Raw genomic sequence first — 26774 nt, forward strand, 5'->3', positions numbered from 1 at the left:
ACACCGTCCGCCGCTTTTCGTGTTGCTGGAAAGCAGGAGCCGGCGGCAGTGCCCGCCTTACGCCACGTTCCGGAGTACGGGGAGCAGAACAGCCACTGGCACAACGGATTTGTCGGGGTTCGCTGCGCTCACCCCAACCTGCGGACTGTGCTTTTCCGTAGGGCGGACACCGTCCGCCGCTTTTTGTATTGCTGGAAAGCAGGAGCCGGCGGGCAGTGCCCGCCCTACGTCACGCCGTGTTCTGGAGAACGGCTTCAGAACAACAGCGAGGCCATCCGCCGCCGGTAGCGGCTGACCAACTCGGCGTCGTCGAGCGTGGCGAAGGCGGCGAGCAGGCGTTTCTTCGCCTGGCCGTCGTTCCAGTCGCGGGCTTGCTGCAGGATGGCGAGGAATTGTTCCAGGCCGGCTTCGGTGTCGCCTTGCAGCAGCAGCTGCACGCCGAGCTGGTCGCGGGCGGCCCAGTCGGCGGGGTCGGTTTGCACGCGCTGCTGCAGTTCGGCGATGCCCGGCGCGTCCCGCGCCGCGTGGGCCAGTTCCAGTTCGCTGCGCAGGCGCACGGCGCGGGCGTCGGTGGCGAGGTTGGCCGGCAGCGCGGCCAGCTCGACCGCGGCGGCGGCGACGTTGCCGGCGTGCATCAGCGCCAGCGCCAGGTCGAGTTTCAGTTCGGGCCGGTTTGGCTCGCCGGCGATCGCCTGCTGCAGCCGGTTGATCGCCTGCTCGGGTGTTTCCGACACGGCCACTTCTTCGGCGGCGGGCGCGGACGCCTCCAGCGGTTGCACGTGGCGCGACAGGAATTCGCGCAGCTGGCCTTCGGGCAGCGCGCCGGTGAAGCCGTCGAGCACCTGACCGTCCTTCACCAGCACCACGGTGGGAATGCTGCGGATGCCGAACATGCCGGCCAGTTCCTTCTGCGCGTCCACGTCGACCTTGCCCAGCCGGAACGCGCCATTGTATTCGGCGGCGAGTTTTTCCAGCATCGGGCCGAGTGTCTTGCACGGCCCGCACCAGCTGGCCCAGAAGTCCACCAGCACCGGCGTGGTCAGCGAGGCCTGCAGCACGTCGGCTTCGAAGGTCTGCTGGTCCACGTCGAAGACATGGGAAACAGTGGCGGCATCGGTCACGGGAAACTCCAGCTCGGCAGGTGCCGGTTCAGATCGGGGCGCCACCGAGCATATCAAGCGGCGCGTTCACGATAGATTTGCGAGAATCACCCGATCGTCACGTCGCAACAAGGCATCGGGTGCATGGGCACGGCATCGCCAACCACGCTGTTGATCTGCGAGCACTGCGACACGGTCTACCGCCGGCGCCCGCTGGGGCGCGGCGAGGTGGCAACCTGCGCGCGCTGCCAGGCGGAGCTGGAGCGCCACCACGGGCTGGGCGTGAATGCGCTGCTGGCGCTGATCCTCACCGCGCTGATCGTGTTCGTGCAGGCGAACATGTGGCCGATCGTGACGCTGGGCCTCAGCGGCCAGCTCAGCGGCACCACGCTGTGGGGCGTGATCATCGCGATGTGGCGCGAGCAGGCCCAGGTGGTCTCGGTGCTGGTGGCCGCCACGCTGTTCTTCTTCCCGCTGATGAAGATGGCCATGCTGGGCTGGCTGCTGTGGTTCGCCCGGGCCGGGCGCCGTGCGCCGGGCTTCGTGCGGCTGATGGTGGCGCTGCACTACCTCGGACCGTGGACGATGAGCGAGGTGTTCGTGCTGGGCGCGCTGGTGGCGATCGTCAAGGCGCACGCCTATTTCGACGTGATACCCGACCCGGGCATTTACGCCTACGCGGCGCTGACCCTGCTGATCACCATTCTCGCCGGGGTGGACCTGCGCCAGCTGTGGGACGACGTGCCGGAGCGTGCCGCGTGAGCGCACTGCCGCGCGCCGCCGAGCTGGGCCTGATCGCCTGCGCGGTGTGCGGGCAGGTGTGCCGCGCCGTGCCCGGCGACCCGCGGCTGGACGGCGACAGCGTGGGCGACGCGATGGCCTGCCCGCGCTGCGGCAGTACCCTGCGCCGGCGCAAGCCGCAAAGCTATGCGCGCACCTGGGCGCTGCTGATCGCCGCGTTCATCATGTACATCCCGGCGAACGTGCTGCCGATCATGCGCACCGCCAGCCTCAACGACATCGACGACAACACCATCATCAGCGGCGTGGTGGAGCTGTGGGTGAAGGGCTCGCCGGACCTGGCGATCATCGTGTTCACCGCCAGCATCGTGGTGCCGATGCTGAAGTTCCTCGCGCTGGGCACCTTGCTGGTGAGCAGCTGGCGCGGCAGCGGCTGGGCGCGGGTGCAACGTGCAAAACTCTATCGGCTGGTCGAGCTGATCGGCTACTGGTCGATGCTGGATGTGTTCGTGGTGGCTTTGCTGACGGCGCTGGTGCGTTTCAGCGTGCTGAGCCTGGTGGAGCCGCTGCCCGGTGTGATCTTCTTCGGCTTGACCGTGGTGCTGACCATGCTGGCCTCGATGAGTTTCGACCCCCGCCTGATCTGGGATGGCAAGGATACCGATGACTGACGACAACTCCATCGAACGGGTCCCGCCGGGTGACGGCGAGCTGCCGCAACCGGTGGTGAGGCGGCGCCGCGTCAATGCCTCGCTGATCTGGCTGGTGCCGGCGCTGGCGGCGCTGGTCGGCCTGTCGCTGGTGATCAACAACTGGCTGCAGGCCGGCCCGCAGATCACCATCAGCTTCCAGAGCGCCGAGGGTCTGGATGCCGGCAAGACCCCGGTGAAGTACAAGAACGTGGTGATCGGGCGGGTCAACAAGATCCGCCTGAGCGGCGACCGCAGCCATGTGCTGGTCAACGTGGCGCTGGAGAAGAGCGCCGAGGGCTTCGCCACCCGGGACACCCGGTTCTGGGTGGTGCGCCCGCGGATCGGGCTGGGCGGCGTGTCCGGCATCGACACCCTGCTGTCGGGCGCGTTCATCGGCGCCGACGTGGGCGATTCGACAGAGTACGAGGACGACTTCAAGGGGCTGGAGCTGCCGCCGTCGGTGAACCACGGTGCGCCAGGGCGCAGCTTCACCCTGCACAGCGACGATCTCGGTTCGCTCGACATCGGCTCGCCGGTGTACTACCGGCGTATCCAGGTGGGCCGGGTGGCGTCCTACGAGCTGGACAAGGACGGCAAGGGCGTCTTGCTGCACATCTTCGTCGACGGCCCGAACGACAAGTTCGTCACCCGTTCTGCGCGCTTCTGGAACGCCAGCGGCGTGGACGTGTCGATCGGCGCGAACGGGCTGAAGCTCAACACGCAATCACTGGCCACCGTGCTGGCCGGCGGCGTGGCGTTCCAGGACCCGCCCGGGCCGCACGACAGCACGCCGGCGCCGGAGGACAGCACCTACACGCTGTTCGGCGACCAGGCTACCGCGATGGCGCCGCCGGACGGTGCGCCGCACTACATCCGCATGCGCTTCGAGCAGTCGGTGCGCGGGCTGGCGGTGGATGCGCCGGTGGAGTTCCTCGGCATCAACATCGGCAAGGTGGCGTCGGTGCGGCTGGACTACGACGAGAAGACGCAGCGCTTCCCGGTGCTGGTCGGCGCGGTGGTCTATCCGCAGCGCCTGGGCGCCGCCTACGACAAGCTGGAGGCGCTGGCCAAGGCGCATGGGGAGAACCCCGACCTGTCGCAGCTGATGGGCCACCTGGTCGAACACGGCCTGCGCGCGCAGGCGCGTACCGGCAACCTGCTCACCGGCCAGCTGTATGTGGCGCTGGATTTCATCCCGAAGACGCCGAAGGTGGCGTTCGACCCGGCCGCAAAACCGCTGACCATCCCGACCGTGACGGGCAGCTTCGACAAGCTGCAGGAGCAGATGGCCGGGATCGTCGACAAGCTCGACAAGGTGCCGTTCGACAGCATCGGGCAGAACCTGGACCAGACCCTGGTGGGGCTCAACCGTACGCTGAAGCAGGTCAACGGCCAGACCTTGCCAGCGCTCAGCGACACCCTGCACGGCGTGCAGCGGACCATGGGCACGGCGAACGAGACGCTGGCCGGCGACTCGCCGCTGCAGCAGAACCTGGGCGCCACGCTGGAGCAGCTGCAGCGCATGGCGCGCTCGCTGCGCGTGCTGACCGATTACCTGGGCGGCCATCCGGAGGCGCTGGTCCGCGGCCGTCGGGCAGATCCGAAACCGGCCGAGCCGAAACCCGTCACCACGCCCGCGGCGCTGCCGCCGGCGCAAGGGAGCAAGCCATGATGCGTAGCGCAAGATATCTGCCGGGCGTGGCGGCGGCCCTGCTGCTGGCGGCCTGCGCCTCGGCGCCGTTGCACTACTACACGCTCGTTGCGCCGGCGGACGAGTCCGCCGGCAGCCTGGTAGCGCCGGTGGCGGCCGCGCCAGCGCTGCCGTTCGAACTGCTGCCGGTCGGCGTGCCGGCGCAGGTCGACCAGCCGCAACTGGTGGTGCGCGAGGGTGGGCAGGGCGTGGCCCTGCTCGCCGGCGAACGCTGGATCGCCCCGCTCGGCGACGAGGTGCGCAGCGCGCTGTCCGCCGACCTGGCGCGCGAGCTGCACAGCACGGACGTCAGCGGTCTGCCCGGCAACGACAGGCCGCTGCTGCGGATCAAGCTGGACCTGCGCCGGTTCGATTCCGCGCCCGGCAGCTACGCCCTGGTCGAGGCCGCCTGGAGCGTGCGCCTGCTGCATGGCGAGCGGCCCGCCACGCTGGCCTGCACCAGCCGGGTCAGCGAGACGGTGGGCCCGGGCTACGCCGCGTTGGTGCAGGGCCACCAGCGCGCGATCGCCCGGCTGGCGGCGCAGATCGCCGGCGTGGCGCGTGCGCTTGGCGGCGGTCGGGCCGCGGTCTGCCCGAGCGGCTGAAGGCCCGCCAGCTTGGCGCCCGGCCTGCGCTGGGCTAGTCTGACCAGTTCACTCCGCCGGCCCGCGCCGGCCCGCACCACGGCAACGGAACCATGCAGGACATTCAAACCCCGACCACCCCCGACCAGGATGAAGCCGCCTATCGCCCGCAGGCGGTGGAAGCCGCCGCGCAGCGCTACTGGAACGCGCAGCGCGCCTACGCGGTGAAGGAGGACGCGTCGCGGCCGAAGTTCTACTGCCTCTCCATGCTGCCGTACCCGTCCGGCGCGCTGCACATGGGCCACGTGCGCAACTACACCATCGGCGACGTGATCAGCCGCTACCAGCGCATGCAGGGCAAGAACGTGCTGCAGCCGATGGGCTGGGACGCGTTCGGCCTGCCGGCGGAGAACGCCGCGATCAAGAACGCCACCGCACCGGCGAAGTGGACCTACGCCAACATCGAGCACATGCGCAGCCAGCTGAAGTCGCTGGGCTACGCGATCGACTGGAGCCGCGAGTTCGCCACCTGCCGCCCGGAGTACTACCGCTGGGAACAGCTGATGTTCACCCGGCTGCTGAAGAAGGGCCTGGCGTACCGCAAGAACGCGGTGGTGAACTGGGACCCGGTCGACCACACCGTGCTGGCCAACGAGCAGGTGGTCGACGGCCGCGGCTGGCGCTCCGGCGCGGTGGTCGAGAAGCGCGAGATCCCGCAGTGGTTCCTGAAGATCACCGACTACGCGCAGGAGCTGCTGGACGGCCTGGACACGCTGCCGGGCTGGCCCGACGCGGTGAAGACCATGCAGCGCAACTGGCTGGGCCGCAGCGAGGGTCTGGAGATCCACTTCGCGGTGGAAGGCGAGGCCGCGCCGCTGACCGTGTTCACCACCCGCCCCGACACCCTGATGGGCGTCACCTTCGTCTCCATCGCCGGCGAGCATCCGCTGGCGCACAAGGCGGCGCACGGCAACCCGCAGCTGGCCGCGTTCCTTGACGAGCTGAAGCACGGCGGCGTCTCCGAGGCGGAACTGGAAACCCAGGACAAGCGCGGCATGGCCACCGGCCTGTACGCGATCCACCCGCTCAGCGGCGAGCGCGTGCCGGTGTGGGTGGCCAACTTCGTGCTGATGGGCTACGGCACCGGCGCGGTGATGGCGGTGCCCGGCCACGACGAGCGCGACTTCGCGTTCGCGCACAAGTACGGCCTGCCGATCAGGCAGGTGATCGCCCTGCAGCCATCCCTTCCCCCTTTGGGAGAAGGTGCCCCATCCTTGATCAAGGATGGGGCGGATGCGGGTACGGGCGGAGCGCGCGGCAACGCCGAACCCTCACCCCCGGCCACTCTCCCGGTGGGAGAGGGGAGTGGCTACGACCCGGATGTCTGGCACGACTGGTATTCGGACAAGGCACACCCCGGCATGGTGGTGGTGAACTCCGGGGCGATGGACGGCAAGGACTACCGCGCCGCCTTCGACTACATCGCCGGCGTGCTCGAGGCCGATGGCAAGGGACGGCGCCGGGTCAACTGGCGTCTGCGTGACTGGGGCGTCAGCCGCCAGCGCTACTGGGGCTGCCCGATCCCGGTGATCTACTGTTCCGCCTGCGGCGCGGTTCCGGTGCCGGAAGATCAGCTGCCGGTGGTGCTGCCCGAGGACGTGGCGTTCAGCGGCGTGCAGTCGCCGATCAAGGCCGACCCCGAGTGGCGCAAGACCACCTGCCCGCAGTGCGGTGGCCCGGCCGAGCGCGAGACCGACACCTTCGACACCTTCATGGAGTCGAGCTGGTACTACGCGCGCTACACCAGCCCCGGCGCGAATGCGCAGATCGACGAACGCGCGAACTACTGGCTGCCGGTCGACCAGTACATCGGCGGCATCGAACACGCGATCATGCACCTGCTGTACTTCCGCTTCTATCACAAGCTGCTGCGCGACGCGGGCATGGTGCACTCGGACGAACCGGCGCGGAACCTCTTGTGCCAGGGCATGGTGATCGCCGAGACGTTCTACCGCGACCACGCCGACGGCTCGAAGGACTGGATCAATCCGGCCGCGGTCGAGGTGCTGCGCGACGACAAGGGACGCGTGGTCGGCGCGGTGCTGAAGGCCGACGGCCAGAGCGTGCACATCGGCGGCACCGAGAAGATGTCGAAGTCGAAGAACAACGGCATCGACCCGCAGACCATGGTGGACAGGTACGGCGCCGACACCGTGCGGCTGTTCTCGATGTTCGCCGCGCCGCCGGAGCAGTCGCTGGAATGGAGCGAGGCCGGCGTCGAGGGCATGGCGCGCTTCCTCAAGCGGCTGTGGCGCGAGGTGACTACGCACGCGGCGGGACCCGATCACAAAGCCGTGGCCGCAGCCCACCCCGCTTCCCTTCCCCTGCAGGCAGGGGAAGGTGCCGCAGGCGAAAGGGGTGACGCCGCAGGCGTCATCGACCCCGCCGCACTGGACGCGGGCCAGAAGGCGCTGCGCCGCCAGCTGCACGAGACGATCCAGAAGGTCAGCGACGACTTCGGCCGCCGGCACGCGTTCAACACCGCGATCGCCGCGCTGATGGAACTCTTGAACGCGCTGGGCCGGTTCAACGACCAGAGCGAGCAGGGCCGCGCCGTGCGCCACGAGGCGCTGGAGGCGATGGTGCTGCTGCTCAACCCCGTCGTGCCGCACGTCAGCCACGCGTTGTGGCAGGTGCTGGGCCACGCCGAGACCGTGCTGGAGGATCAGCCGTGGCCGCAGGTCGACGCCGCCGCGCTGGTGCGCGACACGCTGACCCTGGCGGTGCAGGTCAACGGCAAGTTGCGCGCTACCATCGAGGTCGCCGCCAATGCCTCGAAGGACGAGGCCGAAGCGCTGGCCCGCGCACAGCCGCAGGTGGCGCACTTCCTGGAAGGCGTGACGGTGCGCAAGGTCATCGTGGTACCCGGCAAGATCGTCAACATCGTCGCAGGATGAAACCCATGAGCTTCATGAAGGCGCACCGCCTGTTCCAGGTCTCGCTGCTGCTGGCCGCAACGCTCGTACTGGGCGGCTGCGGCTTCCACCTGCGCGAGAACGCCACCCTGCCGTCCCGGATGCAGCGGGTGCACCTTGCCGTCAACGGCGGCGGCGAGTTCGAGCGCCACCTGGCCCGCGCGCTGCAGACCTCCGGCGCCACCATCGAGGATGCCGGCGGCCCCGGCATTGCCGAACTGCGCGTGCCGGTGGCGGCTTTCAGCACCGAGACGCTGAGCGCCGGCGGCTACGTGCGCATCACCGAATACGCGGTGCACTACCAGGTGCAGTTCGACGTATTCGATGGCGCCGGGCAGGAACTGGTGCCGCGGCAGCGCATCGACATGTCGCGCAACTACAGCTACGACGCCAGCAACACCGTCGGCAATACATCGCAGGTGGAGGAGATCCAGCGCAGCCTCAACGACGACATGGTGCAGGCGATCCTGTTCCGCCTGCAGGCCGCCGGCAAACATGAGCTGGCCGCACCGGCAAGCGCCGCCAGCACGCACTGATGCCGCTCAGTCCCGGCCAATGGCAGAAGGCGCTGGCGGCGGACAGCCTGCAGCCGGTCTACCTGCTCGCCGGCGAGCAACTGCTGGTGCTGGAAGCCGCCGATGCGCTGCGCGCGCAGGCGCGCAAGCTGGGCTACAGCGAGCGTGAAGTGCTCGAGGTCGGCCAGCATTTCGATTGGAACGACCTGGCCCGTGCGGCGGCCGGCATGTCGCTGTTCGCCACCCGCCGGCTGCTCGACCTGCGCCTGCCCACCGGCCGCCCCGGCATCGACGGCGCCAAGGCGATCGGCGCGTTCTGCGCCGATCCGCCGCCGGACGTCACCTTGCTGATCACCGCGATGGAGTGGAGCAACAAGCACGACGGTGCCTGGAGCAAGAAGCTCGACGCCAGCGGTGCGATGGTGGTGTTCAACTCGCCGCGACCGGACCAGTGGGGGGCGTGGCTCGGCGCGCGGCTCGCCTCGCGCGGACTCACCGCCACGCCCGACGCGGTGGCGCTGCTGGCCGAGCGCGTCGAAGGCAACCTGCTGGCCGCGGCGCAGGAGGTCGACAAGCTCGCCGTGCTGCACGGCGAGGGTCGCGTCGATGCCGCCGAGATGGAGAACCTGGTCGCCGACAGCGCCCGCTACGACGTGTTCAAGCTGACCGATGCCGCCTTTGCCGGCGACGGCGCGCGTGCGCTGCGCATCCTTGCCGGGCTGCGTTCCGAGGGCGACGAACTGCTGGCGCTGATGGGCTGGCTGGTCAACCAACTGCAGCTGGCGCTGCGCCTGGCCAATGCACCGGACTTCGCCGCGCAGGCCAAGGCCGAGCACCTGTGGGACAGCCGCGCGCAGCAGTTCCGCCAGGCCCTGCGCCATGCGCCGCGCGAGCACTGGCTGCAATGCCTGGCCCGCGCCGCGCGCATCGACCGCATGGTCAAGGGCCGCGAACAGGGCAACCCGTGGCAGGAAGCCGAACGGCTGATCGCCGCCATTGCCGAACCGCGCGCCACCCGCGCGCTCGCCTGATCGCCTGATCGCGCCCTCCCCTGCGCAGCAGGGGAGGGCTGGGGAGGGGTAAAACTCTTGCCACACACCGCAAACAAACCACTCGCCATCTTCGGCGGCACCTTTGACCCGGTGCATCTCGGCCACCTCAGCGTGGCATGGGAAGCCGCCGAACTGCTCGATGCCGAGGTGCGCCTGCTGCCGGCCAGCGTGCCGCCGCACCGCGCGCCACCGATCGCTACGGCAGCGCAGCGGGTGGCGATCCTGTGCGCCGCCTTGCGCGGCCAGTCGCGGCTCACGCTCGACACCCGCGAGCTGGATCGCAGCGGGCCATCGTTCACCATCGACACCTTGCACGAACTGCGCGCGGAGCAGGGCGAACGCCCGCTGGTGCTGCTGCTCGGCGCGGACGCGTTTGCCGGCCTTGCCACGTGGCATCGCTGGCACGAGCTGTTCGGCGCGGCGCATCTCGGCGTGCTGAGCCGGCCCGGGGTTTCCGCGGTACTGCCGGACGAGCTGGAGCGCGAAGTGGCCGACCGGCGCGTCGCCGACGCTTCCGCGTTGCGGGCGTTGCCGGCGGGCAAGCTCATCGAGCTGGCGGTGACGCCGCTGGAAATCTCCGCCACGCGCGTCCGCGAACTGCTCGCCGCCGGGCGTGACCCGCGCTACCTGCTGCCGGCGGGGCTGTTCGACGATCCCGCCCTGTTGGCGCCCTATCGCACCCCTGCCGTGTAGGAGCCCGCGTCTTCCCCGAAAGCAGGGACGACCTTACGCTTGTCGCCCTTGATGACCAACGTACAAGGAGCGCGCTCGCGGGCGATGCTCTGCTTTCGCTAATCCCGAATCACCAATCCCGAATCCCGGCCCCAAAGCATCGCCTGCCAGCGGGCTCCTACGGCTGAGGGGCGGAAATGGCCCACACGCTGTTCGTCGCCCCGTCGCGGCCACGCCGGGAGGTGGCGCGTGCCAGTGCGGCAAACCCGGCAGCCAGCGCCAGTGCGCCAAGGTCGATGGCCAGCAGCGCGCCATGCCCGACCGCGGCGCTGCGCCAGAACCACCAGCCGGTGGCGAGGCCATGCGCCAACGGCACCAGCGCGGTGACGATCGCGGCCAGCCACAGCAGTTCCCGCGCGGCGCGCAGCGGTGCGCGCCACGACGCCCACAGCACGCACAGCGCCCAGCTGGCGAAGCAGACCCAGCGTTCGCCCGTTGCCGAGTTCCAGCCCAGCCGCGGCAGCAGCTGTGCTGCCACGAAGGCGGCCGAGACGGCCACGCACACGCCGATGCAGATGCCCACGGTGGCGCGGGCCATCGCCAGCGAGGTGCGGCCCTGTTCCGTTTGCCGCCGCTTGCGCCGCGACTCGATCCACAGCAGGTTGCCCGAGTAGAACAGGAACGCGCCGCCCAGCCCGAGCAGGAAGTACAGCCACTGCACGACGACATTGCCGTAGTCGCCGAAATGCAGCGCGTACACTGCGGCCAGGGTGGCGTGGTTGGCGTCGCGCGCGCCGGGCAACTGGGTGGCGAGCATGCTGCCGTCGACGGCAGCGAGCGCCACCGCGCCGCTGCCCAGTCCATGCGACGAACGGCCGGTGACCTCGACCACCGCATGCGCATCGCCGGCATGCGCCAGCTTGAGGTAACCCGGCTCGAAATCAGCGACGCCGTGTTCGCGCGCGACTTCGATCGAACGCGCATGCCAGCTCGCCAGTGGCGACAGGGGCCTGGCGATATCGGCTTTCTGCACGATCGGCGCGGTGTCCATGGCCGCGGGCGACACGGCCATCAGCTTGCCGTCGTAGATCAGCGGGTTCAGCGCCAGCATCAGCACGAACAGCAGGCACAGCAGTGCGCCGGTAACCGCGAACATGATGTGGAACGGCAGGCTTAGCACGCCGATCACGTTGTGCGCGTCCTGCCAGAAGCGCTTGAGGTTGCGCCCGGGGCGCAGCGCGAACAGGTCCTTGGCCAGTCGCGGCAGGTGGATCACGAAGCCGGACACCAGGGCGACGCCGTACAGCAGGCTGACCAGTCCCATCAGCCAGGTACCGACGAGAGGAAGCCCCAAGGTGTAGTGCAGTTCGTTGATGAGTTCGGGCAGGCTGGCGCCCGGTGGTGTCGGGCTGCCGGCCAGGTGATCCGGCGTGGCGAATTGCCAGGTGCCGTGCGCGTCCAGCCAGTACGCGGTGGGCTGCGCCAGTTCGTAGCCGGGGAAAGTCATGCCCAGGTGTTCGCGCGCTTGCGGGTGGCGCGCCAGCACACCGTCGAGCAGGCGCTGCGCGTCGTCGAGCGTGGCCGGGGCGGCGTCGACGGCCTGCGGCGTCGACCACTGCTGCAGGCCACGATGGAACACCGTGATCGCCCCGGCGTAGAACGCCACGAACAGCGCGAAGCCGGCAACCATGCCCATCCATGAGTGCAGCGTGGTGAAGGTGCGCAGGGTGGCGGGTTTCAGCTTCATGCGGACGATCTCAACGGACCCAGCCGGACCGCTGCAACAGCCACAGCAGGCCCAGCGCGGACAACGCCAGCGCGCTCAGCCCGGCCCACGCGCGAGCGCCGCTGGAGAAGCGGAACGCGACGCAGAACACGCCGATCCACAGCGGAAAGAACGCCAACAGACCGGCCACCATGGTGGATTCCCACGCACCGGGCAGCAGCCAGCTGACCAGGCCGACCAGCGCGGCGGCAAGGAAGAAGCCGGGCACGATGCCGGCGCTGGCGCGTGCCCACATCAGCGTGACTCCGGCAGATCGACGCTTCCGTAGGAACCCGCTGGCGGGCGATGCCCTTGCCCTGGATTTCCGAAGCGAAGAGCATCGCCCGCCAGCGGGTTCCTACGACAAGAGGCGTGGAGTCTGTTCATCGCTCCTGCTCCGTAGCGGTGACGTGGGCGTCCGGCGTGCCGGCGCACCAGGCCAGGTACGGCTGCACGGCCAGCGCCAGCATCCAGCTGGCCAGCATCGCGCACAATCCGACGGCGGCGCCGAGTACGTCGATCCAGATCAGCAACGACAGCATGGCCAGCACGATGCCGAGGTTGCGCGCGACACGCGGCCTGCCGCGCAGCGCGTTCCACATGCAATGCGGTGACGCGGCGTACAGCGCAACGGCGGACAATGCGGCCATCGCGACGGCTGCCATGCTCAGCCAGAAAGCCACGCGCTTACCAGCGGTAACGCGCGCTGGCGGTGACCGTGCGCTCGTAGCCGTAGTAGCACCAGTAGGCGCTGTTGCAGACGGAGACGTAGTCCTTGTCGGTGAGGTTCGTGACATTCAGCTGGAAGCGCCAGTTGCCCGTGTCGTAGTGCACAGCGGCATCGAGCAGGGTGTACGACGGCGTCTTCCAGTCGTTGTAGATGTCGCCGTAGTGGCTGCCCACGTAGCGCACGCCGCCGCCGAAGCCGAGCCCGGCCAGCGGGCCGCCGACGATGGTGTAGTCGGCGCCCAGCGAAGCCTGCTGCTTCGGCAGCAAGGCGATCTGCTTGCCCAGCGAGGGCCGGTCGTTGCTGCGGGTGACCTTCGAGTTGCTGTAGGTGTAGTCGCCGTAGACGGTGAAGTTCGTGCCGATGTTCCAGCGGCCTTCCAGTTCCACGCCGCGCAGGCGCGTTTCGCCCTGCTGCACCTGGTACAGGGTGTGGTTCGGGTCGATCGTCAGCGAGTTCTTCTGGGTGATCTGATAGGTGGACAGGGTGAGCAGGCCGTTGCCGCCGGCCGGCTGGTATTTCAGGCCGGCTTCGTACTGGTTGCCGGTGGTCGGTTCGAACGCCTTGCCGGCGAAGTCGGTGCCCACGGTGGGCTGGAACGAATGCGACCAGGAGACGTACGGCGCCAGTCCGTTGTCGAACAGATAGTTGACGCCGATGCGGCCGGAGAACGCATGGTCGGTCTGGTGCGCGGTGCTGCCGCCGAGCCGGTTGTCGGTGTCGGTCTTCACGCGGTCCTGGCGACCGCCGATGGTGATGCCCCAGCGACCAAGCTTGACCTGATCCTGCAGGTACACGCCCAGCTGCGACTGCGTCTGGACGGTGTGGCTGGTGTAGGCCGGGACGGTCACCGGGCTGCCGTAGACCGGATCGAAGATGTCCAGCGGCGGCGCGTTGAAAGCGAAGGCAGAGGCGTAGTCGTCCTTTGAACGACGGTAGTCGATGCCGGCCAGCACCACGTGCTGCACGTTGCCGCTGCCGAAGGTGTACTGCAGGTTGTTGTCGACGCCGAAGGTTTTGGTGTGGTTCTCGTTCGGGAACAGATAGCGCAGCAGGGTGCGCTGGTCGGCGAGCAGGCCGAACGCGCCCACGTTGGCGCCGTTGTTGTCGACGTCGGCCTTGCCGTAGCGCAGGTTCTGGTTGAACGCCAGGCCGCTGGCGAAATCGTGGTGGAATTCGTAGCCGATCGAGGCGATCTTCTTGTTGTAGTCGTTCTGGCCCGGCTCGCCGGTGAAGCGGTGGCGCGGGATCTTGCCGTTCGGGTTCGATAGCAGGGTGCCCGACGCCGGCAGGAAGCCGCCGCCGGAGGCGGTATCGGCCTTCTGGAAGCGCGACAACACGGTCAGCGAGGTGCTGTTGTCGGGCTTCCAGGTCAGCGCCGGGGCGAGGTAGTAGCGGTCGTCCTTGATGTGGTCGACCATGGTGTCGCTGTTGCGCGCCAGCCCGGTGAGCCGGTACAGCAACGTGCCCGAATCGTTCAGCGGGCCGCCGAAATCGAATGTGCCCTGGCGCAGGTCGAAACTGCCGAGCTCGACACCCACTTCATGCAGCGGCTGTTCGGTTGGGCGCTTGCTGACCATGTTGATCATGCCGCCTGGCGGCATCGCGCCGTAGACCACCGACGAGGGGCCCTTCAATACTTCCAGCCGCTCCAGCCCGTAAGGCTCGATGCGGGTGAGCTCGGTGCCCGAGCCGGCCGGCAGGGCCAGCCCGTCCATGTAGCGTGCCGGGGCGAAGCCGCGCACCAGCAGCCAGTCGCTGCGCGAATCGGGGCCGTAGCCGCCGCCCTGCGCGCCGGCGGTGTACCACACCGCTTCCTCGATGCCGTGGATGCCGCGCACGCGCATCTGCTCGTCGGTGATCACCGAAACCGACTGCGGGATCTCCACGATCGGCGTATCGGTCTTGGTCACCGAATCGCTGTCCTTGGCGATCGGCGCGGTGACCTGCACGCCTTCGAGCGTGGTCGCCTTGCGTTGTGCGTCGTCGGCGGCAGCGGTGTCGGCGGCGTACGTCGGCGCCGCCAGCAACGCCAGCGCAGCGAGCAGGGGCAGGCTGGTCAGGGCCTGGCGAATGGCGCGCGGCAACGGCGCAGCGACGGAGGATGCGATCGGCAGTGGCATGGGGAACCTTGTGGACGGATCTGCGTGGATAGGCTGGTGTTTCGCGCGTGCGGCCGGTGGTGATCGGAGGCGACTCGCCTGGCCGGTTGTCGCGCGATGGCTTTTCTTATCTGCACCGGTCGATACCGGACGCAGGCGGGCCTGGGCGCCGCCCACCGCTACCGATCAGGTGAGAATGATTCTTATTGTAAAGATTGTCTCGCAGCACGACAACCGCGCCTACGGTGCGGCACGGTGTCGCGGAAGGGCGGCACTCAGTGGCCGGCCAGTTGTGCCGTCACGTCGTTGATCGAATCGCGGATGCGCCGGGAGAACACCGAGTCCAGGTGATGGATCAGCAGCAGGTGTTCGGTGGCGCGGGTCATGGCCACGTAGAGCAGACGCGCTTCGTCGTTCTCGCCCTGGCCTTCCTTGGGCAGGCCGCCGATGCCGGGGATGATCACGAGTGGGAATTCCAGGCCCTTGCTGGAATGCATGGTGACCAGCTTGACGCTGTCCTCCACTACGAACAGGGTCTGCTTGCCGGTGTTGTCGGCGAGCCGGCTGGGGATGTCCAGCCCGCGCAGCACCTCGTGCAGCTTTTCGCCTTCCCACTGGTTGCGGTAGATCACCGCCATCTCGGAATACGGACGGCCATGCGCGTGTTCGTCGCGCAGCCGCGCGATCAGCACGTCCATCTGCGCGCGGGCGGTGTCGGTGCGCACCAGTTCGGGCACGGCGCCGCGTCGGCCGGCGCTTTCCGGGGCGATCAGCGGCACGCCGTCGCCATCGGCCTCGTCGAGGCGCGAGGCGAGCAGGTCCTGCGCGAAGGCGCGCGCGACGGAGAGGATTTCCAGCGTGTTGCGGTAGTTGAGCTTGAGGATGGTGGTGCGGCCCTGCGCCTGCACGCCGAGGCTTTTCCAGCTGATCCTGCGGCGGTTCGGGTTGCCGTAGATGTTCTGCGCGTCGTCGTACAGCACCAGCAGCGAGTTGGTCGCCGGGTCGAGCATCTGCACGATCAGCTTGTACCAGTCCGGCTCGAAGTCGTGGCCTTCGTCGACCAGCACGGCGCCGTACTGGGCGCGCGGAATCTGGCCGCGGTCCACGCCGGCGATCACCGCCGGCGGCAGCGCGTCGGCGAAGGCCTTGCCGCTGCCGGGCGGCAGTGGCTCGTGGTAGGCCACCAGCATCTTGCGGCACCACTTGTGGAAGTTGTAGACCTGCACCTTCTCGCCGAGGCCGCGCTCGCCGATCAATTGTTCCAGCCGCGCGGCCAGCGTCTTGTTGTAGCAGAGCACCAGGATCGGCTTGTCCATCCCGCGCGCCAGCTGCATTGCGCGGAAGCCCAGGATCATCGTCTTGCCGGAGCCGGCCACGCCGTGGATGATCCGGTGCTCGTCGCCGATCGAGCGCGCCAGCTGCTCCTGCTGCGAGTCCATCACCTTGACCAGGTCGGGGATCTCAAGCGGCCGCACCGCCGCGTCGGTGGGGCCGAACAGGCCGAACTGGCCACTGCCGGCTTCCACCCGCAATTCGGGGAACAGGTGCCAGCGCACGCGGTCGATCTGCGGCAGGGTCAGCGCCACCGGATACACCTGCGGGAACATTGCCCACAGCCGCTGCTGGAACGCCTCGGCGTCAACCGTCTCGTACAATTCATCGCGGCAGATCACCAGATGCTCGGGCAGCACCTCGCCCAGCGCCCCCTCATCGAATTGCTTGCGGGTGATGTTGGCCAGCACCACGCCCCAGCCCCACGGCATGATCAGCTTGCCGGCATAACGCGAGCCTTCCGGGTGGCGCAGCGCCGGGTCGCGTTCCAGCACCACGCCGATCTCCAGCGCGTACGCGCGCGCCTGCAGCAGCGGGTTGTTCTCCTTCACCAGGCCGCGTTCGGTGACCAGGGTGAACTGGGTGCTGTCGGCGTGGCGGAGGGTGTCGGCCTTCCAGTCCTTCACCTCCAGCACCAGCAGGCCGCGGCGCGGGTGGAACACCACGAAGTCTGGATGGCGCTGCTTCACGCCGACCGGCACGTCGTACCACAGCAGGTAGTCGTCCTCGAGCTTCTGTTCCAGCCGCTCGGAAACGCGTTTCTCGCCGCCGGTCATCCGCGGCAGGCAGCTGTTGCGGGTCGGAATGAGGGTCGCCACGGAAATCCTCGACTGACGCTGTCGCACGACGTTAGCCGATGGGACGACGCTGTCAATGCCGCTGGACGGCGCGGCGTTACCTCCAGTGCCGCAACTGTTCCGGCGCCCTGTCCATGCGTCGGCAGGCGCGGCTGGCGATGCCGTCCTTCAGCGCAGCATGGAACACCGGCGCCACCGACCACAGCGCATGCGCCGCCAGTTGCGCCTGGCGGCGTTGCCACGGCGTGTGGCGCAGCAGCGTGAGCGCCCAGTTCGGCAGCAGCGCGTGGCCGGCGTACAGGAACAGGTCGCGCGACAGCCCGGCCGCCGGCACCGGCAGGCGCACCCGCGCCAGCAGATCGAGCACGACGCGGGAGCGTTCAGTGAAGGCCAGCTCGGGGCGGATGCGCCGGAAATAATCCGCCACCTCGTGTTCGCTGGCCGGCACGCCGTGGGCGCCCAGCGCCTCGGCGATCCGTCGCACCTCGTCGTAGTAGCGGTCGGCCGCGTCTTCCGGCAGTGCCGCATGGCTGTAGCGGCGGTAGCCCTGTAGGAAGCAGTACGCCTCGCTGACGTGCACCCAGGTCAGCAGCTCGGGATCGTTGGCGCGGTAGGGGCGCCCGTCCTCGCCATGCCCCACGATGTGGTCATGGATCTGCCGCACGTGCTCGATCAGCGCCTCGGCCTGGGCGCGCGGCGCATAGGTGGTGCCACCGACGAATGCGGTGGTGCGGCGCAGCCGGCCGAGCAGATCGCCGCGGAAATTGGAGTGGTCCCATACCCCGGCCAGCGCCAGCGGGTGCAGCGCCTGCAGGGTCAGCGCGGCGAGGCCGCCGGCGAGCATGCCGGGGAAGTCCGCATGCACACGCCAGGTCGCGCTGTGCGGCCCGAACAGGCCGGGGTCACCGTGCGGGTGGTCGTAGTCGGGGCCTCCATTTTCGGCGCGGGGAAAGGTCTTGAGCACCCAGCGGCGGATCGGTTCGCGGGCGGGTCGGGTCAGCAGGTCGAGGGGCAATGGCATGCCGCCAGTCTAGCCTTCTGCCGGCGGGGAGTTTGATTTGGACGTCCATTGTGTTATCAATGTCGTCATGTCCTCCGTCACCACCCGCCTGTATTTCTGGTTTTACGGCTACCCGAAGCCAATGGCGGCGGCGCGGACGCGATCGTTTTGAACTGATCGAAAGAACCACACCGAACCGCCACCACAGGGCGGTTTTTTTATGGCCGCTACCTGAAAAATCCCCAGGAGAGCCGCCATGCATACCACCGACGACCTGCGCATCCGCGCCTTCACCCGCCTCGGCACACCAGCCGAAATCATCCGCGACTGCATGGCCACCGACGCGGCGCTGGCCACCGTGGACGCGTCGCGCCGCGTCCTGCACCGCATCCTTTCCGGTGACGACGACCGCCTCGCGGTGGTGATCGGCCCGTGCTCGATCCACGACCCGCGCGCCGCGCTGGAATACGCCACGCGGCTGGCGCCGCTGCGCCGCGCGCTGGGCGATGCGCTGGAGATCGTGATGCGGGTGTACTTCGAGAAGCCGCGCACCACGGTCGGCTGGAAGGGGTTGATCAACGATCCCGACCTCGACGGCAGCTTCCAGATCGACAAGGGCCTGCGCATCGCCCGCGGCCTGCTCCGGGACATCAACGTGCTGGGCGTGCCGGCCGGCTGCGAGTTCCTCGATATGATCACGCCGCAGTACATCGCCGACCTGGTGGCGTGGGGTGCGATCGGTGCGCGCACCACCGAGAGCCAGGTGCATCGCGAGATGGCCTCGGGGCTGTCCTGTCCGGTCGGCTTCAAGAACGGCACCGACGGCAACGTGAAGATCGCGGTGGACGCGGTGCAGGCCGCGTCGCAGCCGCACCATTTCATGGCGGTGACCAAGGACGGCCAGGCCGCCGTGGCGGCGACCAGCGGCAACGGCGACTGCCACGTGATCCTGCGCGGCGGCAAGGCGCCGAACTACGACGCGGCCAGCGTCGACGCCGCCTGCGCAGCGATCGGCAAGGCCGGTCTGCGCGCGCAGGTGATGATCGACGCCAGCCACGCCAACAGCAGCAAACAGCCGGAGAATCAGCCGCGAGTGGTCGGCGACATCGCCGCGCGCATCGCCGCCGGGGAAACGCGCATTCTCGGCGTGATGGTGGAGAGCCACCTGCTCGGCGGCCGCCAGGAGCTGCAGCCGGGCCAGCCGCTGCGCTACGGCCAGAGCATCACCGACGGCTGTATCGACTGGGACAGCTCGGTGCAGGTGCTGCAGCATCTGGCGCAGGCGGTACGCCAGCGGCGCCAGGCCGATGCATCCGTGCCCCGTGCGGAGGTTGCCGCCTGAGTCAGCTTTCCAGCCGGGCGTCCAGCGTGATCTCGGCCTTCAACAGCTTGGACACCGGGCAGCCCAGCTTGGTCGCCTGCGCGATGTTGTCGAACGTGGCCGCGTCGATGCGCGGCACCTTGGCCCGGCAGCTAAGTGCTACCGCGGTGATGCTGAAGCCGTCGCCGTCCTTGAGCAGGGTCACCGTTGCCTTGGTGTCGATGCTGTCGGCGGTGAAGCCGGCCTTGCCCAGCTCCAGCGACAGCGCCATCGAGTAGCAGCCGGCATGGGCCGCGGCGATCAATTCCTCCGGGTTGGTGCCGGGTCCGTCCTCGAAACGCGACTTGAAGCCGTACGGCGCCTCGCGCAGCACGTCGGTATCGGTCGACATCGTGCCCTGGCCGTCCTTGATGCCGCCGGACCAATGCGCGGACGCGGATCGTTTCATGGGATTCTCCCGTGGGTTGTGGCAGGCAGGTACCCACGATGCCCGATGCCGCATGCAGCCGGCGCGAACGAAGCGACGCCATCGCTTCACGCCCGGTTGCCACGCACAGGTCGTATCCTTGTCGACTGCCTTTCCGGAGGAAGTTCGCATGCCGTTCGCCATTCAGCACGATCGCCTTGCCCATCGCTTCGAAACCCGCGTGGATGGCGAGCTATGCCTGCTCGATTACACCCTGGCCACCGGCGTGATGACGATCACCCGTACGGAAGTGCCAGCCGTGGTGGGCGGGCGCGGCATCGCCGCTGCCCTGGTGCAGGAGGCGCTGGCGGCGGCGCGCGCCGAAGGCTGGAAGGTGGTGCCGGCCTGCTCGTATGCTGCCGCGTGGATGCAGCGGCATCCGGCATACCACGACCTGCTCGGCTGAGTTCCTGACGCGGAGATACGCATGGAAAAAACCCCGGCAGGGGCGGCATCGGGTGCAACGAAGCCGCATGGTTGGCGGCCGTGGCATTTCGTGAAGGGCCGGCCATGGATGATCGCGGCGCTGGCCATCCTCGTCGCCTGCATGGTGGTGTTGTCGGCTTTCGGCATGCGCCCGACCACCGCGTTGCTGCTCGGCTTCGACCTGGCCGCGGTGGTCTACCTGGGCAGCCTGGCGCGCCTGTTCAACCGGGCCACGCCGGACCACATGCGCAGCCGGGCGCAGAAGCTGGATATCGGGCGCTGGGGCGTGTTGTGGGGCGGCGTGCTGTTGTCCGCGGTGGTACTGGCCGCGCTGGGCAACGAACTGCACGCGGCCAAGGGAGGCGGCATGCTGGCGCTGGCGGTCGGTGTGCTCAGCGTGGTCCTCAGCTGGCTGTTCCTCAACATGATGTTCGCGCTGCACTATGCGCATGGCTACTACGGCGATCTCGGCGGCAAGCATGCCGGACTGGAATTTCCCGATACGCCCAGGCCCGACTACTGGGATTTCGCCTACTTCTCGATCGTGATCGGCATGACCTTCCAGGTCTCCGACGTGCAGATCAGCAGCAAGTACCTGCGCCGCGTGGTACTGCTGCACAGCGTGATCTCGTTCTTCTTCAACGTGTTCATCATCGCGATCACGGTGAACATCGTGGCTGGACAGGGCGGCTGAGCGTTCGACACCGGCAGGCGCAACTGTCGGTGGCTTCTGCCGCGCAGCGCACAGGCGGATACTTGGCCGGTTTCCACTGCGGGCCACCATGCCATGCAAACCGCGTTCGCCAGCCGGCTCGGCATCGAGCATCCGCTGATCCAGGCTCCGATGTCCGGCTCGACGCCACCGGCGCTGGTGGCCGCCGTATCGAACGCGGGTGCGCTGGGTTCGCTTGGCGCCGGTTATCTCGAAGCGCAGGCGATCCTTGATCAGGCGGCGCGGATCCGTGCGCTCGGTGAGCGACCGTATGCGATCGGCCTGTTCGTGCTGCCGGACGAATTCGCGGCCGACATGGCCGCGGTGGCGAAGGCGCGCGCACAGCTCGATGCGCTGATGGCGCGCGAAGGTCTCGACGTGTGCACCAGCCTGCCGTCACGCTGGGCGCCGCGCTTCTCCGAGCAGTTCGCCGCGCTGTGCGAGGCGCGCCCGGCGGTGGCGATCTTCGCGTTCGGGGTGATTGCTCCGGCGCAGATGCGTGAGCTGCACCAGCGTGACATCTATGTGATCGGCACCGCCACCACGGTGGCCGAGGCGCGCGCCTGGGCCGAGGCCGGCGCCGACGCGGTGTCCATGCAGGGCGCCGAGGCTGGCGGCCATCGCGGCAGCTTCCTGCACGAGGCCGAGGACGCGATGATCGGCTTGTTCGCGCTGCTGCCGCTCGCCGTGCGGGCGGTCGACATTCCGGTGATCGCCGCCGGCGGCATCATGGACGGCCGCGGCCTGCTGGCGGCCGAAGTGCTCGGCGCGGCGGCCAGCCAGCTTGGCACCGCCTTCCTCGCCTGCCCGGAGTGTTCGGCGGCCGAGGCGTGGAAGCGCGACCTGCCGCTTGCCGAGGAATACCGGGTCACCACCATCCGCAGCTTCTCCGGTCGCGCCGCGCGCGGCTTGCGCAACCGCTTCGTCGAGGCCATGCCCGAGGCGGCGCAGGGCTTGCCGTATCCGGTGCTGAATGCGCTCACTGCGCCGTTGCGCCGTGCCGCCGCGGAAGCCGGGCGCGGCGACCTGCTGTCCGAATGGTGCGGCCAGGCTGCCGCCCTGGTGCGTCCGCAGCCAGCCGCCGAACTGGTGGCGCGGTTGATGCACGAATACCGGCTGGCCAGGCGCACGCTGGCGGGTTGAGCGAGCGCAGCTGCGGGCCGCCGCCTTGACGTGCCGTTGCGGTTGCGCGGTTATACTGCGACCGCGCCATTTCGCGCTGCGATCCCGCATCGAGGCCCATCCTCTTGAGCACAGCCCGTACCCACAAGGCCGTCACCACGGCCGCCCTGCGCAAGTCGGTCATCGACGCGCTCGAAGAACTGAAGGCCAAGGACGTGCGCGAGATCGACGTCCGCGGCAAGACCTCCATCGCCGACCTGCTGGTGATCGCCTCCGGCACCTCGGCCCGCCACGTCAAATCCATCGCCGACGAAGTGGGCAAGTTCGCCAAGAAGGCGGGCGTGATGCCGCTGGGCGTGGAAGGCGAGGCGGAAGGCGAATGGGTGCTGGTCGACCTGGGCGACGTGATCGTCCACGTGATGCTGCCGCGCATCCGCGAGTTCTACGGCCTGGAGCGGCTGTGGACGGTGGGTGACCACGGGCACGAAGCCGACGCCGCACAAGCGGGCTGAGCCCGACCCACGGCATGCGCGCGCGCCTGATCGCGGTCGGTGAACGCATGCCCGGCTGGGTGGCGGAAGGCTTTGCCGAATACCGCAAGCGGCTGTCGCACGAGCTACCGCTGGAACTGGTCGAACTGAAGCCAGGCAACCGCGGCAAGGGCCGCGACGATGCGCGGGCGATCCAGGACGAGGGCGCGGCGATTCTCGCGGCGTTGCCGCACGACATCCACGTCGTCGCGCTCGATGGCCGTGGCAAGCCGTGGTCCAGCGAGGAGCTGGCCGCGCAGCTGGCGAAGTGGCGCATGGCCGGGCGTGACCTGGCGTTCCTGATCGGTGGCCCCGACGGCCACGCGCCCGAGGTGCTGGCACGCGCCGAGCAGCGCTGGTCGCTGGGGCCGCTCACCTTGCCGCACATGCTGGTGCGGCTGGTGCTGGCCGAGCAGTTGTATCGCGCCACCACGATCGCGTCCGGCCACCCGTATCATCGTGCCTGACCCCCACGGAACCTGCCCGCCATGTCCTTCCAGATCCGCCAGGCCACCATGCTCGACCTCGATACGCTGGCGCCGCTGTTCGACGGCTACCGCCAGTTCTACGGCCAACCGGCGGACCTGGCGCGGGCGCGGGATTTCCTGGCCGAGCGCTTCCACCACCACGAGTCGCTGGTCCTGCTGGCGCTGGACGAGCATGGCGCGGGGCTTGGTTTCACCCAGCTGTATCCGTTGTTTTCCTCGGTGCGCACCGTGCGCACCTGGCTGCTCAACGACCTGTTCGTGGCCGCGACGGCGCGGCGGCAAGGCGTGGGGGCCGCGTTGCTGAAGGCGGCCGCGGAGCATGCGCACGCGCTGGGCGCGGCCAGCCTGTCGCTGTCCACCGCGCTGGACAACGCGCCGGCGCAGGCGCTGTACGAATCGCTGGGCTGGCAGCGCGACCGCCAGTTCTGCGAATACAGCCTGACGCTGTGACGCCGGCGCTCCACCTCGCCTCGCAATCGCCGCGTCGGCGCCAGTTGCTGGAACAACTCGGTGTGGATTTCGCCGTGCTCGACGTCGACGTGCCCGAGCAGCGCGCGCCAGGCGAATCGCCACGGGACTACGTGAGCCGGGTGGCGCGCGACAAGGCGCGCGCCGGCCTCGCGGCACTGGCACCTGCAGGCGACGCGCGAGTGCTCGGTGCGGACACCGAGGTGGTGCTGGACGATGAAGTATTCGGCAAGCCGCGCGATGCCGCCGACGCGGCGGCGATGCTGCGCCGGCTGTCGGGCCGCACGCATGCGGTGATTTCGGCGGTGTGGCTGGTCGGCGTCGGCGGCGAGCAGTGCGAGGTGTGCGTGTCGCAGGTGCGCTTCGCCACGCTGGACGAGCCGGCCATCGCCGCCTACGTCGCCACCGGCGAGCCGTTCGGCAAGGCCGGCGGGTACGCGATCCAGGGCCGCGGCGCGGCGATGGTCGCGCACCTCGACGGCAGCTATTCCGGAGTGATGGGCCTGCCGCTGTTCGAGACCGCGCGGCTGCTGCGCGCTGGCGGGATCAGCCCGGCGGGTTGACCGCCACGAACCAGGCGGCGGTGGCCAGCAGGTTGTTGACGCCATGCGCCAGCACCGTCGGCCAGATCGAGCCCGCACGCAGACGCAGGCCGGCCAGCAGCAGCGCCAGCAACAGCAGGTTCGGCAGCGCGTACCACTGATACTCCAGCCCTGGCAGATGCACCAGCGCGAACAGCAGTGAGCTGACGGCCACCGCCCAGCCGACCGGCCAGCGCTTCATCAGGGCCGACAGCAGCACGCCGCGGAACAGCAGTTCCTCCACCAGCGGCCCCACGCCCACCACCACCACCAGCAGTGGCAGGCGCAGGCCCAGTGGAGTACGCCCGCCGATCTGCTGGATGTCCTGGGTCACCGTGTGGCCCTGGGCCAGCCACTCGGTCAACAGCGCACCGAGGAACGGCGCCGCCAGTCCGACCAGCACCGCCAGCGCGAAGAACAGCGGCTGGCGCGGCGGCGTGAAGCCGAAACCCGGCGGCTGCGCCAGCGGCCACAGCGCCGGCCAGGTGCGGCGAGCCAGCCACAGGGTGAGCGGCGCGGCCACGCCTAGCGACAGTATCGCCAGCAATGCCTGCATCGCCGGCTGCGTCAGCGTCGTGCGGATGGTTGCCTCGATGCCCGGGCCGCCGTCGCGCAAAGCCGCCGTCACCGCGATCGCCGACGCGAACAGGAAGCTGACGGCGAACTGCAGCGCGAAGTAGGTGACGATGATGCCCACGGTGGCGCGCAGGCCGGGCGCGGCGCGGTCGGCCTGTGATGAGGGTGGCGAATCCAGGGGCGACAGTGGCGAGACCTCGGTGCTGCTGATTTGCATGCGGTGACCATCGCTTGTGGCGGAGAGCGGCGCAAGCTGCGCCTTCAAGCTAGTGGCTGGGAGGCCGACCGCGCAACCCTGCCGATCGGCAGGATCACACGCGGCCTGCAGGCCGGGTGCTCAGACCAGCATCGCGCGGCCGACGCCGATGCAGGCCAGCACCAGTAAGGCGGCCCAGCCGGACATGCCGACCAGGTAGCCGGGGCCGCGTCTGGCCGGATCCTTCAGGTAGGCCAGCGCGTACCACACGCGGCCGGCGACCCACACCAGCCCGGCCACTCCGGCCCAGCCGCTGAAGCCGTAGTGCGCCGCCAGCCACAGTGTGGGCAGGAACATCACCGTGTTCTCCAGCGTGTTCATCTGCACCCGGTAGGCGCGTTCGAACGCGGGGTGCCCGCTGGTGGCCGGCGCCTTGATGGCGTATTTGCCGCGGGCATGGCCGACGGCCCACATGGTGCCGAACAGCAACAGCACGGTGAGCAGAGTGACCAGGGCGGGCAGGTGGGTCATGCTGGAATCCTCACAAGGAGTCGCCTACTTTAGCGGCAGCGCGCGGCGTGGCGTGACCCTGGCCCACGCGTTATCGTCGCCCCGCGGCGTCGGGGCGGATGCATCGGTCAACGAGGGGTTCCTATGGATTGGCGGAAAGGCGGCAGCAGCAGCAATGTGGAGGTCGACAGCGGCGGCGCTGGTCCGCGCTTCGGCGGCGGACGGATGGGCCTGGGCGGGCTGATCGTGCTGGCGCTGCTGGGCTGGATCTTCTTCAAGAATCCGCTGGCGCTGCTGGACCAGAGCGGCGGCCTGCCAGGCGCCCAGACGCAGACCGGGCAGCCCGTCCAGGTCGATCCCGAGCAGCAGGCTTTCGTCAGCGCGATCCTGCATTCGACCGAACAGAGCTGGGGGCAGATTTTCCAGGCGCATGGCGCGACCTATGTCGAGCCCAAGCTGCACCTGTTCAGCGGCGGCGTGAACACGGCCTGCAGCGGCGCCACCACAGCGGTGGGGCCGTTCTACTGCCCGGGCGACCAGAAGGTGTACCTGGACCTGGCGTTCTTCCAGCAGTTGCAGGGCGAGCTGCACTCCTCCGGCGATTTTGCCCGCGCCTACGTGATCGCGCACGAGGTCGGCCACCACGTGCAGAAGCTCACCGGCGTGTTCGACAAGGTGCGTCAGCTGCAACAGCGCGGCGTGCCGATGGATGGTGCCGACGGCCTGTCGGTACGGCAGGAACTGCAGGCGGACTGCTACGCCGGCGTGTGGGCCAACCACAGCCAGCAGGAGCTGAACTGGCTGCAGCCGGGCGACATCGAGTCGGCGCTCAACGCGGCCAGCCACATCGGCGACGATGCCCTGCAGCAGCAGGCGCAGGGCCGGGTGCGCCCGGATACGTTCACCCACGGCACCTCGGCGCAGCGCGTGAAGTGGTTCAAGGCCGGCTTCGGCAGCGGCGACGTCGCCCAGTGCAACACCTTCGCCGGTGAGCCATGAGTTCTCAAGCAGGCAGCCGCAAAACGACTGCCTGCTTTCAAAGCCCCTCCCCTGCTTGCAGGGGAGGGTAGGGAGGGGTGGCTTTTGCTGCGCAGCCGCTGCCCGCTGCTCTAGAATCCGCCTCCTGCGCGCCTCGGGGCGCCCCCGGCCAATCCGATGGAACATCCCTGCCTGCGTTGCGGTGCCTGCTGCGCGTACTTTCGCGTGGCGTTCCATTGGTCGGAAGCGGAAGCCTTCCTTGGCGGCAGCGTGCCGCCGGAACTGACCGAGAAGCTCGATCCACACCGCCTGGCAATGCGCGGCACCAACGCCGCGCAGCCGCGCTGCGTGGCCTTGCAGGGCACGGTGGGCCAGGCGGCGCATTGCGGCATCTACCCGCAGCGGCCCTCGGTATGCCGCGAGGTGCAGCCGTCGTGGGAGTTCGGCACGGTCAGCCCGCAGTGCGACAAGGCGCGCCTCGCGCACGGCCTGCCGGTGCTGACGCCGGAGGACTGGCTCGACCCGTTCGACGCTGGTGAACCGCCGCTGCCGCAGAGCGCCTGAGCGCGCTGCGGCGTCTGATACTAATTTGCGTTCAATGATATAGAAGTTATCCACTTGAAGCCGGTCAAAGACTGGGTTTGGTCGTGATCGAC

28 protein-coding genes are annotated in these 26774 nt (G+C 68.9%); 18 read left to right on the forward strand and 10 right to left on the reverse strand.

Features of this window, described 5'->3' with window-relative positions; all coding sequences use genetic code 11:
* Positions 1-254 precede the first annotated feature (254 nt).
* A complete protein-coding gene (trxA, locus tag AC3WTD_RS10490) occupies positions 255-1121 on the reverse strand; it encodes a thioredoxin (protein ID WP_492613757.1) in 867 nt (288 codons plus the stop codon).
* 123 nt (positions 1122-1244) lie between these two features.
* Between trxA and AC3WTD_RS10495 the strand changes: the two genes are divergently transcribed.
* The 8 genes from AC3WTD_RS10495 (at position 1245) to nadD (ending at position 10042) form a co-directional block, all read left to right on the forward strand.
* Positions 1245-1862, forward strand: coding sequence for a paraquat-inducible protein A (locus AC3WTD_RS10495; protein WP_492613758.1), 618 nt, complete (start codon positions 1245-1247; stop codon positions 1860-1862).
* Positions 1859-2512, forward strand: coding sequence for a paraquat-inducible protein A (locus AC3WTD_RS10500; protein ID WP_492613759.1), 654 nt, complete (start codon positions 1859-1861; stop codon positions 2510-2512). Before AC3WTD_RS10495 ends, AC3WTD_RS10500 begins: the two co-directional genes overlap by 4 nt.
* Entirely contained in the window at positions 2505-4205 is a 1701-nt protein-coding gene (locus AC3WTD_RS10505; protein ID WP_492613760.1) for a PqiB family protein, read from the forward strand. The genes AC3WTD_RS10500 and AC3WTD_RS10505 overlap by 8 nt, the downstream gene beginning before the upstream one ends.
* The gene (locus AC3WTD_RS10510; protein ID WP_492613761.1) at positions 4202-4828 is read left to right on the forward strand and encodes a PqiC family protein; all 627 of its coding nucleotides are present in this window, start codon (positions 4202-4204) and stop codon (positions 4826-4828) included. Before AC3WTD_RS10505 ends, AC3WTD_RS10510 begins: the two co-directional genes overlap by 4 nt.
* A gap of 92 nt (positions 4829-4920) precedes the next feature.
* Positions 4921-7764 (forward strand): leucine--tRNA ligase, encoded by a 2844-nt coding sequence (gene leuS / locus AC3WTD_RS10515; RefSeq protein WP_492613762.1) that lies wholly within the window; start codon positions 4921-4923, stop codon positions 7762-7764.
* A 5-nt stretch (positions 7765-7769) separates the two neighbouring features.
* Positions 7770-8318, forward strand: a complete 549-nt coding sequence (locus AC3WTD_RS10520; RefSeq protein ID WP_492613763.1) for an LPS-assembly lipoprotein LptE — start codon at positions 7770-7772, stop codon at positions 8316-8318.
* Positions 8318-9328 (forward strand): DNA polymerase III subunit delta, encoded by a 1011-nt coding sequence (holA, locus tag AC3WTD_RS10525; RefSeq protein ID WP_492613764.1) that lies wholly within the window; start codon positions 8318-8320, stop codon positions 9326-9328. The genes AC3WTD_RS10520 and holA overlap by 1 nt, the downstream gene beginning before the upstream one ends.
* 57 nt (positions 9329-9385) lie before the next feature.
* The gene (gene nadD, locus AC3WTD_RS10530) at positions 9386-10042 is read left to right on the forward strand and encodes a nicotinate-nucleotide adenylyltransferase (protein WP_027493547.1); all 657 of its coding nucleotides are present in this window, start codon (positions 9386-9388) and stop codon (positions 10040-10042) included.
* A 157-nt stretch (positions 10043-10199) separates the two neighbouring features.
* On the opposite strand, the gene AC3WTD_RS10535 is transcribed toward nadD, so the two are convergent.
* The 6 genes from AC3WTD_RS10535 to AC3WTD_RS10560 form a co-directional block, all read right to left on the reverse strand.
* On the reverse strand, positions 10200-11768 hold the full coding sequence (locus tag AC3WTD_RS10535; protein ID WP_492613765.1) for a PepSY-associated TM helix domain-containing protein: 1569 nt from the start codon (positions 11766-11768) through the stop codon (positions 10200-10202).
* 10 nt (positions 11769-11778) lie between these two features.
* Positions 11779-12042: a hypothetical protein gene (locus AC3WTD_RS10540; protein ID WP_492613766.1), complete on the reverse strand. Its 264-nt coding sequence runs from the start codon at positions 12040-12042 to the stop codon at positions 11779-11781.
* Positions 12043-12169: 127 nt separating this feature from the next.
* Positions 12170-12469: a hypothetical protein gene (locus AC3WTD_RS10545; RefSeq protein WP_027493550.1), complete on the reverse strand. Its 300-nt coding sequence runs from the start codon at positions 12467-12469 to the stop codon at positions 12170-12172.
* A 4-nt stretch (positions 12470-12473) separates the two neighbouring features.
* The gene (locus AC3WTD_RS10550) at positions 12474-14636 is read right to left on the reverse strand and encodes a TonB-dependent siderophore receptor (protein ID WP_492613767.1); all 2163 of its coding nucleotides are present in this window, start codon (positions 14634-14636) and stop codon (positions 12474-12476) included.
* A gap of 254 nt (positions 14637-14890) precedes the next feature.
* On the reverse strand, positions 14891-16765 hold the full coding sequence (locus AC3WTD_RS10555; protein ID WP_492613768.1) for a 3'-5' exonuclease: 1875 nt from the start codon (positions 16763-16765) through the stop codon (positions 14891-14893).
* A gap of 76 nt (positions 16766-16841) precedes the next feature.
* Positions 16842-17765, reverse strand: a complete 924-nt coding sequence (locus AC3WTD_RS10560) for an oxygenase MpaB family protein (RefSeq protein ID WP_492613769.1) — start codon at positions 17763-17765, stop codon at positions 16842-16844.
* Between the two features lie 235 nt (positions 17766-18000).
* Here AC3WTD_RS10560 and AC3WTD_RS10565 point away from each other — a divergent pair, with 235 nt between their 5' ends.
* On the forward strand, positions 18001-19086 hold the full coding sequence (locus AC3WTD_RS10565; RefSeq protein WP_027493553.1) for a 3-deoxy-7-phosphoheptulonate synthase: 1086 nt from the start codon (positions 18001-18003) through the stop codon (positions 19084-19086).
* 1 nt (position 19087) lies between these two features.
* Here AC3WTD_RS10565 and AC3WTD_RS10570 read toward each other — a convergent pair whose 3' ends face one another.
* Positions 19088-19513 carry an OsmC family protein gene (locus AC3WTD_RS10570; protein WP_027493554.1) on the reverse strand — a complete coding sequence of 142 codons (426 nt, stop codon included), beginning with the start codon at positions 19511-19513 and terminating at the stop codon, positions 19088-19090.
* A gap of 148 nt (positions 19514-19661) precedes the next feature.
* On the opposite strand from AC3WTD_RS10570, the gene AC3WTD_RS10575 reads away from it, so the two are divergent.
* The 7 genes from AC3WTD_RS10575 to AC3WTD_RS10605 all read left to right on the forward strand — a co-directional run bounded on the left by AC3WTD_RS10575 (position 19662) and on the right by AC3WTD_RS10605 (position 23840).
* Positions 19662-19937, forward strand: coding sequence for a GNAT family N-acetyltransferase (locus tag AC3WTD_RS10575; protein WP_037090219.1), 276 nt, complete (start codon positions 19662-19664; stop codon positions 19935-19937).
* A gap of 21 nt (positions 19938-19958) precedes the next feature.
* Positions 19959-20651 carry a DUF1345 domain-containing protein gene (locus tag AC3WTD_RS10580; RefSeq protein ID WP_027493556.1) on the forward strand — a complete coding sequence of 231 codons (693 nt, stop codon included), beginning with the start codon at positions 19959-19961 and terminating at the stop codon, positions 20649-20651.
* Between the two features lie 93 nt (positions 20652-20744).
* Positions 20745-21812 (forward strand): NAD(P)H-dependent flavin oxidoreductase, encoded by a 1068-nt coding sequence (locus tag AC3WTD_RS10585; RefSeq protein ID WP_027493557.1) that lies wholly within the window; start codon positions 20745-20747, stop codon positions 21810-21812.
* A 104-nt stretch (positions 21813-21916) separates the two neighbouring features.
* Entirely contained in the window at positions 21917-22303 is a 387-nt protein-coding gene (gene rsfS / locus AC3WTD_RS10590) for a ribosome silencing factor (protein ID WP_008434396.1), read from the forward strand.
* Between the two features lie 14 nt (positions 22304-22317).
* Positions 22318-22788, forward strand: coding sequence for a 23S rRNA (pseudouridine(1915)-N(3))-methyltransferase RlmH (rlmH, locus tag AC3WTD_RS10595; protein ID WP_492613770.1), 471 nt, complete (start codon positions 22318-22320; stop codon positions 22786-22788).
* Between the two features lie 21 nt (positions 22789-22809).
* The gene (locus AC3WTD_RS10600; RefSeq protein ID WP_492613771.1) at positions 22810-23259 is read left to right on the forward strand and encodes a GNAT family N-acetyltransferase; all 450 of its coding nucleotides are present in this window, start codon (positions 22810-22812) and stop codon (positions 23257-23259) included.
* Positions 23256-23840, forward strand: a complete 585-nt coding sequence (locus AC3WTD_RS10605) for a Maf family protein (protein ID WP_492613772.1) — start codon at positions 23256-23258, stop codon at positions 23838-23840. The genes AC3WTD_RS10600 and AC3WTD_RS10605 overlap by 4 nt, the downstream gene beginning before the upstream one ends.
* Here AC3WTD_RS10605 and AC3WTD_RS10610 read toward each other — a convergent pair.
* Together AC3WTD_RS10610 and AC3WTD_RS10615 are read right to left on the reverse strand one after the other, a co-directional pair.
* Positions 23824-24651: a CPBP family intramembrane glutamic endopeptidase gene (locus tag AC3WTD_RS10610; RefSeq protein WP_492613773.1), complete on the reverse strand. Its 828-nt coding sequence runs from the start codon at positions 24649-24651 to the stop codon at positions 23824-23826. The two genes, AC3WTD_RS10605 and AC3WTD_RS10610, sit on opposite strands and share 17 nt — an antisense overlap.
* Before the next feature lie 120 nt (positions 24652-24771).
* Positions 24772-25161, reverse strand: coding sequence for an MAPEG family protein (locus tag AC3WTD_RS10615; RefSeq protein WP_492613774.1), 390 nt, complete (start codon positions 25159-25161; stop codon positions 24772-24774).
* Between the two features lie 123 nt (positions 25162-25284).
* On the opposite strand from AC3WTD_RS10615, the gene ypfJ reads away from it, so the two are divergent.
* Entirely contained in the window at positions 25285-26139 is an 855-nt protein-coding gene (gene ypfJ, locus AC3WTD_RS10620; protein ID WP_492613775.1) for a KPN_02809 family neutral zinc metallopeptidase, read from the forward strand.
* 156 nt (positions 26140-26295) lie between these two features.
* Positions 26296-26682 carry a YkgJ family cysteine cluster protein gene (locus AC3WTD_RS10625; RefSeq protein ID WP_492613776.1) on the forward strand — a complete coding sequence of 129 codons (387 nt, stop codon included), beginning with the start codon at positions 26296-26298 and terminating at the stop codon, positions 26680-26682.
* Positions 26683-26774 lie beyond the last annotated feature (92 nt).

It is taken from the genome of Rhodanobacter sp. FW106-PBR-R2A-1-15, from assembly GCF_058789735.1.

Bases quoted from the DNA above. Each gene is read 5' to 3' on its own strand.
- leuS (WP_492613762.1), top strand. From the start codon at position 4,921: ATGCAGGACATTCAAACCCCGACCACCCCCGACCAGGATGAAGCCGCC.
- AC3WTD_RS10585 (WP_027493557.1), top strand. From the start codon at position 20,745: ATGCAAACCGCGTTCGCCAGCCGGCTCGGCATCGAGCATCCGCTGATC.
- AC3WTD_RS10510 (WP_492613761.1), top strand. From the start codon at position 4,202: ATGATGCGTAGCGCAAGATATCTGCCGGGCGTGGCGGCGGCCCTGCTG.
- AC3WTD_RS10610 (WP_492613773.1), bottom strand. From the start codon at position 24,651: ATGCAAATCAGCAGCACCGAGGTCTCGCCACTGTCGCCCCTGGATTCG.
- rlmH (WP_492613770.1), top strand. From the start codon at position 22,318: ATGCGCGCGCGCCTGATCGCGGTCGGTGAACGCATGCCCGGCTGGGTG.
- AC3WTD_RS10580 (WP_027493556.1), top strand. From the start codon at position 19,959: ATGGAAAAAACCCCGGCAGGGGCGGCATCGGGTGCAACGAAGCCGCAT.
- AC3WTD_RS10625 (WP_492613776.1), top strand. From the start codon at position 26,296: ATGGAACATCCCTGCCTGCGTTGCGGTGCCTGCTGCGCGTACTTTCGC.
- AC3WTD_RS10575 (WP_037090219.1), top strand. From the start codon at position 19,662: ATGCCGTTCGCCATTCAGCACGATCGCCTTGCCCATCGCTTCGAAACC.
- AC3WTD_RS10600 (WP_492613771.1), top strand. From the start codon at position 22,810: ATGTCCTTCCAGATCCGCCAGGCCACCATGCTCGACCTCGATACGCTG.
- holA (WP_492613764.1), top strand. From the start codon at position 8,318: ATGCCGCTCAGTCCCGGCCAATGGCAGAAGGCGCTGGCGGCGGACAGC.
- AC3WTD_RS10520 (WP_492613763.1), top strand. From the start codon at position 7,770: ATGAGCTTCATGAAGGCGCACCGCCTGTTCCAGGTCTCGCTGCTGCTG.
- ypfJ (WP_492613775.1), top strand. From the start codon at position 25,285: ATGGATTGGCGGAAAGGCGGCAGCAGCAGCAATGTGGAGGTCGACAGC.
- AC3WTD_RS10560 (WP_492613769.1), bottom strand. From the start codon at position 17,765: ATGCCATTGCCCCTCGACCTGCTGACCCGACCCGCCCGCGAACCGATC.
- AC3WTD_RS10550 (WP_492613767.1), bottom strand. From the start codon at position 14,636: ATGCCACTGCCGATCGCATCCTCCGTCGCTGCGCCGTTGCCGCGCGCC.
- AC3WTD_RS10505 (WP_492613760.1), top strand. From the start codon at position 2,505: ATGACTGACGACAACTCCATCGAACGGGTCCCGCCGGGTGACGGCGAG.
- AC3WTD_RS10535 (WP_492613765.1), bottom strand. From the start codon at position 11,768: ATGAAGCTGAAACCCGCCACCCTGCGCACCTTCACCACGCTGCACTCA.
- AC3WTD_RS10540 (WP_492613766.1), bottom strand. From the start codon at position 12,042: ATGTGGGCACGCGCCAGCGCCGGCATCGTGCCCGGCTTCTTCCTTGCC.
- AC3WTD_RS10495 (WP_492613758.1), top strand. From the start codon at position 1,245: ATGGGCACGGCATCGCCAACCACGCTGTTGATCTGCGAGCACTGCGAC.
- AC3WTD_RS10615 (WP_492613774.1), bottom strand. From the start codon at position 25,161: ATGACCCACCTGCCCGCCCTGGTCACTCTGCTCACCGTGCTGTTGCTG.
- AC3WTD_RS10565 (WP_027493553.1), top strand. From the start codon at position 18,001: ATGCATACCACCGACGACCTGCGCATCCGCGCCTTCACCCGCCTCGGC.
- AC3WTD_RS10570 (WP_027493554.1), bottom strand. From the start codon at position 19,513: ATGAAACGATCCGCGTCCGCGCATTGGTCCGGCGGCATCAAGGACGGC.